At 63.3% G+C, this 12,036-nt stretch carries 14 protein-coding genes; 6 read left to right on the plus strand and 8 right to left on the minus strand.

The genetic code is table 11. The features are described 5' to 3' along the window. The first annotated feature begins 6 nt into the window (after window positions 1-6). Window positions 7-933: a sulfite exporter TauE/SafE family protein gene (locus tag FF124_RS05835; protein WP_138747556.1), complete on the plus strand. Its 927-nt coding sequence runs from the start codon at window positions 7-9 to the stop codon at window positions 931-933. Further along, window positions 930-1,721 carry a TIGR02186 family protein gene (locus tag FF124_RS05840; RefSeq protein WP_138747557.1) on the plus strand — a complete coding sequence of 264 codons (792 nt, stop codon included), beginning with the start codon at window positions 930-932 and terminating at the stop codon, window positions 1,719-1,721. The genes FF124_RS05835 and FF124_RS05840 overlap by 4 nt, the downstream gene beginning before the upstream one ends. On the opposite strand, the gene FF124_RS05845 is transcribed toward FF124_RS05840, so the two are convergent. The 6 genes from FF124_RS05845 to FF124_RS05870 all read right to left on the minus strand — a co-directional run bounded on the left by FF124_RS05845 (window position 1,708) and on the right by FF124_RS05870 (window position 7,966). After that, window positions 1,708-2,607, minus strand: coding sequence for an aminoglycoside phosphotransferase family protein (locus FF124_RS05845; protein WP_210237444.1), 900 nt, complete (start codon window positions 2,605-2,607; stop codon window positions 1,708-1,710). The two genes, FF124_RS05840 and FF124_RS05845, sit on opposite strands and share 14 nt — an antisense overlap. Then, complete coding sequence (pdeM, locus tag FF124_RS05850) at window positions 2,604-3,317, minus strand: ligase-associated DNA damage response endonuclease PdeM (protein WP_138747558.1); 714 nt, start codon at window positions 3,315-3,317, stop codon at window positions 2,604-2,606. Before pdeM ends, FF124_RS05845 begins: the two co-directional genes overlap by 4 nt. Continuing rightward, window positions 3,314-5,860: a ligase-associated DNA damage response DEXH box helicase gene (locus tag FF124_RS05855; RefSeq protein ID WP_138747559.1), complete on the minus strand. Its 2,547-nt coding sequence runs from the start codon at window positions 5,858-5,860 to the stop codon at window positions 3,314-3,316. Before FF124_RS05855 ends, pdeM begins: the two co-directional genes overlap by 4 nt. Window positions 5,861-5,902: 42 nt before the next feature. Beyond that, window positions 5,903-6,538 (minus strand): YitT family protein, encoded by a 636-nt coding sequence (locus FF124_RS05860; RefSeq protein WP_246072205.1) that lies wholly within the window; start codon window positions 6,536-6,538, stop codon window positions 5,903-5,905. Between the two features lie 120 nt (window positions 6,539-6,658). Beyond that, window positions 6,659-6,964 carry an XRE family transcriptional regulator gene (locus FF124_RS05865; RefSeq protein WP_246072207.1) on the minus strand — a complete coding sequence of 102 codons (306 nt, stop codon included), beginning with the start codon at window positions 6,962-6,964 and terminating at the stop codon, window positions 6,659-6,661. A 48-nt stretch (window positions 6,965-7,012) separates the two neighbouring features. After that, window positions 7,013-7,966 (minus strand): class I SAM-dependent methyltransferase, encoded by a 954-nt coding sequence (locus FF124_RS05870; RefSeq protein ID WP_246072209.1) that lies wholly within the window; start codon window positions 7,964-7,966, stop codon window positions 7,013-7,015. 160 nt (window positions 7,967-8,126) lie between these two features. On the opposite strand from FF124_RS05870, the gene FF124_RS05875 reads away from it, so the two are divergent. Next, window positions 8,127-8,393 carry a DUF6460 domain-containing protein gene (locus FF124_RS05875; RefSeq protein ID WP_138747560.1) on the plus strand — a complete coding sequence of 89 codons (267 nt, stop codon included), beginning with the start codon at window positions 8,127-8,129 and terminating at the stop codon, window positions 8,391-8,393. Continuing rightward, complete coding sequence (locus tag FF124_RS05880) at window positions 8,390-8,881, plus strand: CAP domain-containing protein (protein ID WP_138747561.1); 492 nt, start codon at window positions 8,390-8,392, stop codon at window positions 8,879-8,881. The genes FF124_RS05875 and FF124_RS05880 overlap by 4 nt, the downstream gene beginning before the upstream one ends. Here the strand turns inward: FF124_RS05880 and FF124_RS05885 are convergent. Further along, window positions 8,878-9,960 (minus strand): quinone-dependent dihydroorotate dehydrogenase, encoded by a 1,083-nt coding sequence (locus FF124_RS05885; protein WP_138747562.1) that lies wholly within the window; start codon window positions 9,958-9,960, stop codon window positions 8,878-8,880. The two genes, FF124_RS05880 and FF124_RS05885, sit on opposite strands and share 4 nt — an antisense overlap. Continuing rightward, on the minus strand, window positions 9,957-10,304 hold the full coding sequence (locus tag FF124_RS05890; protein WP_138747563.1) for a DUF952 domain-containing protein: 348 nt from the start codon (window positions 10,302-10,304) through the stop codon (window positions 9,957-9,959). Before FF124_RS05890 ends, FF124_RS05885 begins: the two co-directional genes overlap by 4 nt. Before the next feature lie 259 nt (window positions 10,305-10,563). Here FF124_RS05890 and FF124_RS05895 point away from each other — a divergent pair, with 259 nt between their 5' ends. Together FF124_RS05895 and FF124_RS05900 are read left to right on the plus strand one after the other, a co-directional pair. Then, a complete protein-coding gene (locus tag FF124_RS05895; RefSeq protein ID WP_138747564.1) occupies window positions 10,564-11,211 on the plus strand; it encodes a response regulator in 648 nt (215 codons plus the stop codon). A gap of 104 nt (window positions 11,212-11,315) precedes the next feature. After that, window positions 11,316-11,996, plus strand: coding sequence for a S24 family peptidase (locus FF124_RS05900; protein ID WP_138747565.1), 681 nt, complete (start codon window positions 11,316-11,318; stop codon window positions 11,994-11,996). The last annotated feature ends 40 nt before the right edge of the window (window positions 11,997-12,036 follow it).

Raw genomic sequence — 12,036 nt, forward strand, 5'->3', positions numbered from 1 at the left:
AAACGCGTGTCGATTTACCTGCCGATTGCCGAACTTTCGGTGAATATCTTCGTCATTCTCGGCATGGGTGCGGCAGTCGGTTTTCTCTCAGGCATGTTCGGCGTCGGCGGCGGATTCCTGATCACGCCACTTCTGATCTTCTACCATATCCCCCCGGTCGTCGCCGTTGCCACCGGGGCAAGCCAGGTGGTCGCCTCGTCTGTCTCTGGCACGCTCACCCATTTCCGCCGCGGCACGCTCGACATGAAGCTCGGGACGGTGCTTCTGACCGGCGGTCTCGTGGGCGCGACGATCGGCGTCTGGCTGTTCTCGCTTCTGCGCGATCTCGGCCAGCTCGATCTGGTGATCTCGATCCTCTATGTGGTGCTGTTGAGCTCGATCGGCACCCTGATGCTGGTGGAAAGCATCAGGGCGATCCGCCGCAGCGCCAGCCAGAAACCGGTTTCCTTCCGCAAGCCCGGCCAGCACAACTGGATCCATCGCCTGCCCTTCAAGATGCGCTTCAAGAAATCGAAGCTCTATCTGAGTGTCATTCCGGTGTTCCTGCTCGGCGGCTCGATCGGCGTGCTCACCTCCTCGCTCGGTATCGGCGGCGGCTTCATCATGGTGCCGGCGATGATCTACCTGTTGCGCATTCCGACCAATATCGTCGTCGGCACATCTCTGTTCCAGATCATCTTCGTTTCCGCCTACACCACCGTGGTACAGGCCGTGACCAACTATGCGGTCGACATCGTGCTTGCCACGATCCTGATGTTGTCGAGCGTGATCGGCGCGCAATACGGCGTGCGCGTCGGCCAGAAGCTGAAGGGCGAGCAGTTGCGCGCGCTTCTGGCGCTGCTTATTCTTGCCGTCGGCGTGCGCCTCGCCATCGGCCTGGTGGCAACCCCGACCGATCTTTTCTCCGTCGTCTTCGAGGGAGCGCCGGAATGATGAAACTCCTTCTGTCGCTCCTCGCCTTCCTCCTTGCGCCCGCCCTTTCCCTGGCGCAGGAACAGGCGCCGGTCATCCAGCAGGAAACGCTTGAGATCGGCACCTCGACCAACGAGATCGCCATCACCTCGGATTTCTCCGGCGCCGACCTCACCGTCTTCGGCGCGATCAACGATGCCGATCCGATCCTGCTGTCGAAAGGCGGCTATGACATCGTCGTGATCCTCGAAGGCCCGAAGGCGGAGGCCGATGTGCGCCGCAAGGAGCGGGTCTTCGGCATCTGGATCAACCGCCAGACCATTTCCTTCGAACATGTCCCGCGCTCCTATTCGATCTCCAGCACGCGCCCGCTGGAAGACGTCACCTCGCCGCAGGAACTGAATTCCGGCGGCATTGGCGTCGCCCATCTGCGCATTTCGCCGGTCGGCTATTTCGGCGATGCCAGCGATGTCGCCACCTTCCGCCAGGCGATGCTCCGGCTGAACGCGGCCGACGGACTTTACGATACGGAAGATGACGGCGTGAAATTCGTCTCCAACAGCCTGTTTCGCGCGAGCCTCAGACTGCCGGTGAACATTCCCGAAGGCACCCACACGGTGCAGGCCTATCTGTTCAAGGAAGGCCGGCAGATCTCGACCCAGAACCTGCCGCTGAATGTGGTCAAGACCGGGCTCGAGGCCCAGCTGACCACCGCCGCCCACGAATACCCGCTGTTCTACGGCCTCGGCGCGGTGTTCATCGCGCTGTTCTCCGGCTGGTTCGCCAGCGTCGTCTTCAGGAAGAACTGAGATCCTCTAGCAGCCGCCCGAGCGTGCTTTCGCCGAGCGTCGCCATGGCTGGCGCGGTGCGGCGGTAATACCAGACAAGCCCCATTGCCTGCTGGAATGCCCAGGCCGCCCCGCGTTGCCATTCGGCATCGTCGCATCCCAGATGGCGGCGCAACAGCATCCGCCGTTCACGATCGAGCATATGCCAGCCTGCCACGAGATCGAGCGCGGGATCGGCCGGACCAAACCCGCCGCCGTCGAGCACCCCGGCAAGCCGGCCATACTCGACCAGTAGATTGCCCGGTATCAGATCCTTGTGGTTCATGACCAGCGTGCCGGGCGGCGGCAAGAGCCGAAACCGGTCCCAAAGGGCTCTCAGGCGTGCGACATCAAGCAGGCCATCGCTCTTTTCAAAACAGACAGCCATCCAGTCATCATGGTCGGCAAGTCGTCCGCCCCTGCCTTTCCCGCCGAAAGGCCTGCCGCGGGTATCCGCCCGGCGGAAACCGGCGATCAACCGCGCGATATCCCGCGCGAATTCATCCGATGCGGCAAGTCCGTCAGGCGTCGCGACATCCCCCGCAATCCATGTCTGCACCGAAAATGGCAGCGGATAGCTCAGACCGGGACGGCCAAGACCGAGCGGTCGCGGTGACGGGACGGAGCAGTTTTCGGCGAGCTCACTCATCGCCTCGGCTTCGGCCAAAAGCAGAGCAGAACATTCTGCGGGGTCCATCGCGCGCCGGCGAAACCGCGCCGCCGCCTCGTCGCCGATGCGAAAGATCACGTTGTCGGTACCGGCCCCGGCAAGCGCCGCAACGGTCAGACCGCGAAAACGCGGGAACTGCGTTTCGATCAAGCTCTTTGCAAGCGCTTCGTCGATGGGGACTTCATCGTCATGCATCATCGTGCGAGCGCCACAAAGGGCAGCGCATAGACGCGGTCCGGCCCCAGCATGTGGACGGTGAGCGTCGTGCGGTCGAACAGGCCGGAAAAGGCCTTGTGGCGAAGGTCAAGGCCACCGCGCGTCGTGGCAAAGGCCGGCAGGATCAGCCGGTTCTCGTCCGTCGCGAAACAGGGTCGCCGGACGGACTTGCCCGGACGGCTGAGCGTGGCGGAGGGGTGAAGGTGACCGCAAACTTCCGCTTTTCCCCCTCGCGACGGCTCATGACGGAAGGTGAGCCCTTCGCATGTCCATTCATCAAAGACGCGGCCCGGCAGGCCAAAAACGCCGTCGGGATCGTGATTGCCGTTGATCCACACCCAATCAAGGCCTGTGGCAAGCGCCGAGAGCGCCGCGCGGTGATCGTCCGCCATCTCGCGCGCGCCGACGCGGTCGTGAAAACTGTCGCCGAGCGAGACGACGCGGGCCGGGCGATAGCGGGCGATAACGGCCGAAAGGCACGCAAGCTGACGCGTGGTATCATAGGGCGGCACGAAAAAGCCGCGCCGGGCATGCGCCGCGCCGCGTTCCAGATGCAGGTCGGAGACGACGAGCAGCGAGAGCGCCGGGAAGACCAGCGCGCCGGAGTAATCGAACACGACCGGATGGCCGGCAAAACGCGGCCCGGCGTCATCGAAACGCTCGCTTTTGAGTGATGCTGTGCCCAAGTTCATACGCCGGTTTCGTCCTGCCCTTGTGGGTGTGCGTCTTCGCTTTCCGCCGCCTCGAGAGCTGCCGCCAGTTCGTCGACAGCCTCGCGCAGCACCGCCTCGCCGGTCCCGCCATTGACGCTTTCGCGACCGATTTCCAGAAGCACGGGGACGGCGAGCGGCGAGACGCGCTTCAGACGGTAATGCGTCAGATGCCCCTTGATTCGTTGAAGCATTGTGCCAAGGCGGGCAATATCCAGCAAGCCGGAAGCCGCGTCCGCGCGGGTCGCCTGCAACAGGATATGATCCGGCTCGTGGCTTCTCAGCACGTCATAGATCAGGTCGGCAGACACCGTCATCTGACGGCCGGTCTTCTCCTTGCCCGGATAGCGCCGCTCGATCAGCCCGGCGATCGTGGCGCAGGCCCGGAAGGTGCGCTTGAGCATGTAGCTTTCATCGAGCCAGGCTTCGAGATCATCGCCCAGCATGTCCTCGTCAAACAGCGCCTTCAGGTCGAGCGCGCCCGAGGCGAGCATCGCGCCGATATCCTTCAGCCCCCAGATGGCGAGCGAGTAATCCGTGGACACGAAGCCGGTCGGTTGCGCGCCCGCCCGCTCCAGCCGGCGGGTCAGGAGCATGCCCAAAGTCTGGTGCGCAAGCCTGCCCTCGAAGGGATAGGCGACCATGTAGAAGCGGTTTTCCAGAGGGAAAGTTTCGACCAGAAGTTCGCCGCGTTTCGGCAGGTGCGAGTGCGTCGCCTGCAGCGAAAGCCATTCGCGCACGGAGGCGGGCAGCGCCTTGCGCCGCCCTTCATCATCCAGCATGGCCCGCACGCCGTCTGCCAGAAAGGTCGACAGCGGAAACTTGCCGCCGGCATAGGCCGGAATTTTCGGGTCGCTGTCTAAGGCGGCGGACGCCATGCATTCGTTTTCCCTGATGCCCTCGAAGCGCAGCACCTTGCCGGCGAACAGGAAGGTGTCGCCGGGGCGCAGCATCTCGATGAAATATTCCTCGACCTCCCCCAGCACCGCGCCGCCGCGCAAGGGTCCGCCGCGTTTGCCCGGCCGCACAAGCCTGATCTTCAGCATCGGCATCTCGACGATCGTGCCGAGGTTCAGCCGGTACTGGCGGGCGAAATCCGGGTGGGTCAGGCGGTAGAGGCCGTCGGCGGTCTTTCTGATCTTGGCATAGCGTTCATAGGTGCGAAGCGCGTAGCCGCCGGTGGCGACGTAATCGACCACGCGGAAAAAGGTCTCACGGGAAAGCCCATTATAGGGTAGCGCCGAGCGCACCTCGTCAAACAACAGGTCGGGATCGAAGGGGCCGGCACAGGCCATGCCGAGCACGTGCTGGGCCAGTACATCGAGCGCGCCGTCGCCAATCGGCGGGCTATCCTGCGCGCCGACATAATTGGCATCAAGCGCGGCCTGGCACTCCATAACCTCGAACCGGTTGGCGGGAACGAGAATGGCGCGGCTCGGCTCGTCCATGCGGTGATTGGCGCGGCCGATGCGCTGGGCAAGCCGGCTTGCGCCCTTCGGCGCGCCGATATGCATCACAAGGTCGATATCGCCCCAGTCGATGCCGAGGTCGAGCGTCGATGTGGCGACAACGGCGCAGAGCCTGCCGGCCGCCATCGCCGCCTCCACCTTGCGGCGCTGGCCGACATCAAGCGAGCCGTGATGCAGCGCAATCGGCAGATTGTCGTCATTGATCGACCAGAGTTCCTGAAACACGATCTCCGCCTGCGAGCGGGTGTTGACGAAGATCAGCGTCATCTTGCGCCGTTTCAGTTCCTCGTAGATGTCGGGCGCGGCATAGCGCGCCGAATGACCGGACCAGGGGATGCGTTGTGACGCCCTCAAAATGGTGATTTCCGGCCGCGCGCCGCCGGCAACGGTGATCAGCCCGGCATGGGGCGGGTCCACCTCGCCGGTCTGGGCCACCAGCCAGCGCTGCAACTCCATCGGGTCGGAGACCGTGGCCGAGAGGCCGATCGCCGTCAGTTCCGGGCGCAGCCGCCTCAACCGCGCAAGGCCAAGCGACAGGAGATGGCCGCGCTTGGAGGTGACCAGCGAATGCAGTTCGTCGAAGATCACGAAGCGCAGATCCTCGAAGAAGCGGTCAGCGTCCTTTCCGGCCAGCAAAAGCGCGAGCTGTTCCGGCGTGGTCAGCAGGATATCCGGCGGCTTCAGGCGCTGACGCTGGCGCTTGGCCTGCGGCGTGTCGCCGGTCCGGGTCTCCATGGTGATGGCAAGGCCGCTTTCAGTGACGGGTTGTTCCAGATTGCGGGCGATATCGACGGCCAGCGCCTTCAGCGGCGAGATATAGAGGGTATGGACCCCGCGCGGCCGCGTTCCGGGCGTCTGCGGGCCTCGGGCGTCGAGATCGGCAAGGGATGGCAGGAAGCCGGCGAGCGTCTTGCCTGCGCCGGTGGGCGCGATCAGCAGCATATCCTCGCCGCCGCCGGCGCGCTTGAGCAGGTCCAGCTGGTGCGGGCGCGGCTTCCAGCCCTTTGCCGCAAACCAGCGACGAAAGCGCTCCGGCAATGTTTCCGTTTCGTTCATGAGGCTACGATTACAGGAAACAACGCCACGGGAAAGGCTTTTCTACATTGCGATATAGCGGTCGCGGCGATGGTTGAAGGCGAGGATGAGGTTGATGACCAGCGCACCGGCAATCGAGCAGGCGATGATGAAAGGCGTTGCCACGAAGAAGGACAGCACCAGCACCATGCCGTCGAGGCCAAGCTGGACATAGCCTGCCTTGAAGCCGAACCGGTCTTGCAGGAACAGCGCCAATATGCCGAAACCGCCGAGACTGGCGCTGTGGCGAAAGAAGATCAGAAGCGCGGTTCCGACCAGCGCGCCGCCGAAGAGGCCGGCAGCCAGCGGATGGGTCTCGCCGATCGTCAGGAATTGCGGGATGATGCCGGTCAGCACGGAGGTGAGGCCGACGGCGATGAAGGTCTTCAGCGTGAAGGCGAGGCCGAGCCGTTTCCAGGCAAAATAATAGAACGGCAGGTTGACCGCAAAGAAGGCAAGCCCGAAGCCGATGCCGGTCGAATAGACCAGAAGAAAGGCAAGGCCCGCCGTGCCGCCGGTCAGAAGCCCGCCGGCCTTCAGCACCAGAACGCCGAGCGAGGCGAGCATCGCGCCGGTAACGATGCCCTGGACATCCTCCAGCACCGAATGGCTTTCGGAGGTTGAATTGAGGATGTTTCTGAGAAACCTGTTTTCTGACACGTGACCATCGTCCGGCTGGAACAGGAGCCCCGACAAAGGGCGCCCCCTGAATGACATGACCGGGACGCTGGCGCGCATCCCGGCCTCTTCTTCAACCAAAACGGGGCCTTCGTCAAATCCTCAGACGACGTCGTCCTGGTTGACGCGACCGCCCTCGCCTTCCCAGTTGAGGATGCGGCGGGTTTCGCTCTCGGTGAACTTCAGGCGAATGCCAACGCCGCCTTCCTTTTCTTCCGGCAGGAAAACGACGCCGAGCGCCTCGAGCGTCGCCTTCAGCTTGTCGCGGCTGGCTTCGCCGAATTCCGCCGTGCCGTTTTCGAATTCGGCGATCTTGTCTTCGGCGAGGCCGCTTTCATGGGCAAGCGCCTCGCGGTCGATATGGGCGAGGATGCGAGCGGCGTGACAGAGTTCCGGTGTCAGGGTCATGACTGGCCTCCTTGGTGAGGTTTTCCAAAATACCTCTTCTCGAACGCCTCACGACGGCATGATGTTCCGCCCGGCCAGAAACAGGATGCCGGGCACAGGTTCGCCTGCATCCTTGCGCAAGACCGTGCTGCGCTCCGCCTTCAAAGACAGGCCGGCCTGCGCAAGCTGCTTCCTGACATAGGCCGCGGAATGCGCGTAGCGCAGCGAGGGCAGCAGGGTGAAATCGCTTTCCGGCTCTCCGGCCTCCACAGAAAACAGGAAGAGCCCGTTTGGTGCAATCAGCGCCCTGACATTCGCCATCAGGCTTTCAAGGCCGCCGAGATACATCAGCACGTCTGCCGCGACCACCAGATCGGCGCGCTGCCATGACATGCCTTCGGCGAAGAGGCCGCTTTCTTCCGGCGCCAGCAACAGGTCGGCCTGTCCCAGATCATCATAAAGCCCCTTCTCCTCCGCCTTCTGCAACATGTTCTGCGACAGATCGAAACCCTCAAGCCGGGTGACGCGGTCTGAAAACGCCTCGCCGGAAAGCCCCGTGCCGCAACCAAGGTCGACAGCCAGTTCGAACCGACGGTCAGGGCCCTCCGTTTCGGCAAGGAGGGCTGCGAGACGCTGAGGCGCGCTGTAATCCAGCCGCTCCGTCAGCGCCTCGTCGAAATGCTCGGCATAGGAATCAAAAAGCGCCTCGACATAGCGACCGGGCGGATGAGCGGGCGGGCGCGCAGCACCCAACACAGCGAGTTTCAGCCGTGCGGCGAAAATGTCCCCGTCATCGAGCCTTTCGAGGATTTCCAGCGCCTCGATCGCCCGATCGGTCTCGCCGGCATGTTCGAGATAGGCTGAGAGCATGGCAAGGCCTGCCGGCCAGTCGGGCGCAAGGTCGAGCGCCTGTTCCATCAGTTCGGCGGCGGCAGAGAATTCGCCGGCCTCATCCAGCATCCGCGCATAGTCGGCGCGGCGATCGGCGATCAGATCGCCGGAGGAGAAGAATAAGATGTTCAAATGGGTCGGGACCGGACAGTTGGACTGATCGCCAATGTCGCTTTTCAGGACGAAAAGCAAGCGGAATTGCGCGGCGGGTCTTGCCTTTCCCGGGAGCGGTTTCCATCTTGATTGCGCCCCAATGTCGCCTTAAGGACGGGTCGGAAAAAGGACGCGCGCAATGAGCAATGAAGTCAATCGATTTTTGGGCGGCACCGTTATCGGCACGATCGTCAGGTTGCTGGTGGTCTCGCTGATCGTCGGCTTCATCCTGTCCGCGCTCAACATCTACCCGCTCGACCTCTGGTATGGCGTCATCGATTTCTTCGGCAATCTCTGGCGGCGCGGCTTTGCAGCGCTCGGCGAGATCGGCCATTATTTCGTGCTCGGCGCCATCATCGTCGTGCCCGTCTTCATCATCATCCGCATATTGAGCTATCGCCGTTGACCCTATCCACGACCAGCCGCCGAACCTTTGCTCTTTCCGTCCTCGCAATCGGGCTTTCGGCCTGCAGCCTCTTTTCCGGCAGCGGCCTGCCGCGCGGCGAGGTCAGCGCCACGACGATGACATCGACCTTCCTGCCCTGGGTCAATGATCTGCGGGAAAGCCGCGGCCTTGCCCCGGTCAGCGCGTCCAGGGCCTGCAACGCGGTTGCGGACGATCAGGCAAGCCGCATGGCCCTTGCCGACAGGATGAACCACATCACCGGCCCGGAAAGCGTTGCCGCCCGCTTCAAGCGCAACGACCTGCCGCTACCGGCCGCCGAAAACATCGCCATGCATCAGAAAACGCCCGAGCGGGCATTTCAGGCCTGGGTCAATTCGCCCAAGCATCTGGAGAACATGCTGGGAAATTATTCCCATCTTGGCGTAGCCAAGGCGACGAGCCCGAAGTCCGGCAACACGCCTTTCTGGTCCATGTGCCTCAGCAGTTAAGCCTTAAACGGTTTTTCGGCCCATTCATCGACGGCCGTATCGCGCAGTTCGCGAAGCGATGACGCACCCTCCCTGTCGAGCGCTTCCAGCATGGCGGCAAGACTGTCGGCGATCAGTTGCGGACCTTCATAGACCATGCCGGAATAGATCTGCACCAGATCGGCGCCGGCGCGGATCTTTTCCAACGCGCGGGCGCCGGTCGAAACGCCGCCGACGCCGATGATCGCCTTTTCCGGCCCGAGACGCTGCCTGACGCGCGCCAGAAGCGCCGTCGAGCGCTCAAACAGCGGCGCGCCGGAAAGGCCGCCGCTTTCGCCCGCCAGCCTTGCGTCCGTCAGGCCGTCCCGCGCAAGCGTGGTGTTGGAAACGATCACGCCGTCGAGCGTGCTTGCCGCGACCTCGGCAATGATATCGTCAAGCCCCGCCTCGGTGAGGTCCGGCGCAATCTTCAGGAACACCGGCAAACGGGTTTCCGCCTTCTCCCGCGCTCCGGCGACCGCATCGAGCAACTGCCTGAGCTGTTCGCGCGCCTGCAGGTCTCTGAGGCCCGGCGTATTCGGCGAGGAAATGTTGACGGTGAGATAGTCGGCAAGCGAGGCGAAACGGGCGATGCCCGCGACATAGTCGGCAATCCGGTCTTCGGACGTCTTGTTCGCTCCGATATTGACGCCGATGATCCCGCGCCTCTTTCGGGCCGCGAGCCTGGCTGCGAGCGCCTCATGGCCGTCATTGTTGAAGCCCATGCGGTTGATCACCGCCTCGTCCTTCACCAGCCGGAAAAGCCGGGGCTTCGGATTGCCCGGCTGCGGGCGCGGCGTGACCGTGCCGACCTCCACATGGCCGAAGCCGAGCTTGACCAGACCGTCGATCGCCTCGCCGTTCTTGTCGAGGCCGGCGGCGACGCCGAGCGGATTGGCAAAGGACAGGCCGGCGGCGGAAACGGCAAGGCGCGGATCGGCGGCGTGGCGCGCGCGCGGCAGAAGGCCGGAGGCGATGCCCTTGACGGTGAGGCTGTGGGCCACTTCCGGATCGAGCATGAAAACGGCGTTGCGCGCGCCGCATTTGAACAGGTTGATCATGACAATAGCCCGCTGAAATCATGGCCGCCGTCCCGATTTTCGGGGATCAGCCTTTCCCAGAGCACGGCGGAAAGGGGAAGGGCCGCGTAGAGATGGGGAAAGAGCGCGCCGCCGCGCGACGGCTCGTATTTGAGCGCGGGTCCGAGCGCCTCGGGGTCGACGGCGACCAGCAACAGATCGCGCTTGCCGGCAAAATGGCGGGCCGCGGTCTCCGCCACCTGGCTTGCCGTCGAAAAATGGATGAACCCGTCGGCAAGGTCGACGGCAGCGCCCTGATAGACGCCGGCGGCGCGTGCGGCCTGCCATTCTGGGCGCGCGACGATCTTGAATATCGGTTGCGACATGGGCATCGACTCCCGTGGCCTGGTTGCGGCACGGTTTGAACCAGTAAGGGGCAAAAGTCCATGACAATTGAGACCCGCCGCGCGAAAGCAACAGCAAATGCCGGCTTTTCCGTGCCGATCCGGTTTTTTTTATTGATATCCCGCTCAAACACGCGATCATGGAAGAAATTTTCGCCGATTTGTTGCAGCATTGACGCGTTGCCTCTATCACGTGACAAATGGCCGAGGTTGTGACATTGCCTTTGGGAGGAGGCAGGAAATGACCGGACAGACAATTCTGATCGCCGACGATCATCCCTTGTTCCGCAGTGCCCTGAAACAGGCCATCAGCGGCATGGCGACCTATTACGCCGTTGTTGAGGCCGGCGATTTCGACGGCGTGCAGCAGGCCGCCCGTGAAAACCCCGAAGCGGACCTGTTGCTTCTTGATCTGGCCATGCCAGGGGTCAGCGGGCTTTCCGGCCTGATCACGCTCAAGGCGGAATTTTCCAGCCTGCCGATCGTGGTGATCTCTGCAAGCGACGACGAGGACACGATCCGCCGCTCGCTGGCGCTCGGCGCTTCCGGCTTCATATCCAAATCCGCGGGCATCGACGAACTGCGCAACGGCATTCGCACCGTTCTGTCCGGCGAAATATACACGCCCGAGGATTTCGAGGGCGGCGAGGAGACCGATCCCGACATCGCCGACATGCTGGAACGGCTGCAGACGCTCACGCCGCAGCAATCGCGCGTGCTGCGCATGTTGTGCGAAGGCCTTCTCAACAAACAGATCGCCTATGAGCTCGGCGTGTCCGAGGCGACCGTCAAGGCGCATGTTTCCGCGATCCTGCTGAAGCTCAATGTCGACAGCCGCACCCAGGCGGTGATCCAGCTCGGCAAGGTCAACATGGCCATGGTTGCCTGAAGACCGACAAAGGATTTTATTCCTGTCATGGCTTTACGCGGCGACAAGCCATGCGGTATAGTCCGGTCGTTATCAACGCGCCATCGCGGCCGGAGTGAACAGCCATGTCCAGCAGGCTTCGCCACAGCGCCATCTGGGACGCGATCGATGATCTGGCCGCGCGCCACAAGCTGACCCCTTCGGGTCTGGCGCGCCGGGCAGGCCTTGATCCGACCGCTTTCAACAAATCCAAACGGCTCGGCAAGGACGGGCGCGAACGCTGGCCCTCGATGGAATCCATCGCCAAGGTTCTGGATGCGACCGGCAGCGACCTTTCCGCCTTTCTCCGCGCGGAAGCCGGCGGTCGTGCGGCAGAGCGAGGCGCGCCGCCTTCAGGCGTATTCCCGCCGCAGCCCTCCACCATTCCCCTGCTCGGCCTTGCCCGCGCCGGGACCGGTGGTTTTTTCGACGATGGCGGCTTTCCCGTCGGCCAGGGCTGGGACGAGGTCGACTTTCCCGCACCCGCGCGCGGCAGCCACAGCGTCTACGCGCTCGAGGTGCAGGGCGACAGCATGCTGCCGCTCTACCGCGACGGCGACGTGCTGATCGTCGAGGCCAATGCCGAGACCCGCAAGGGCGACCGCGTTGTGGTCAAGACCCATGAGGGCGAAGTCATGGCCAAGGTTCTGGTGCGCCGCACCAGCCGCCAGATCGAACTCATGTCGATCAATCCCGCCCATGAAAACCTGACCTTCGATCTTGCAGCGGTGGAATGGATTGCCCGCATCATCTGGGCAAGCCAGTAGCAGATCGAACCAGCATCCAATCGCCCGCATTCAATCGCCC

The sequence above is a fragment of the Martelella lutilitoris genome (assembly GCF_005924265.1).
Classification (GTDB): Bacteria; Pseudomonadota; Alphaproteobacteria; order Rhizobiales; family Rhizobiaceae; genus Martelella; species Martelella lutilitoris.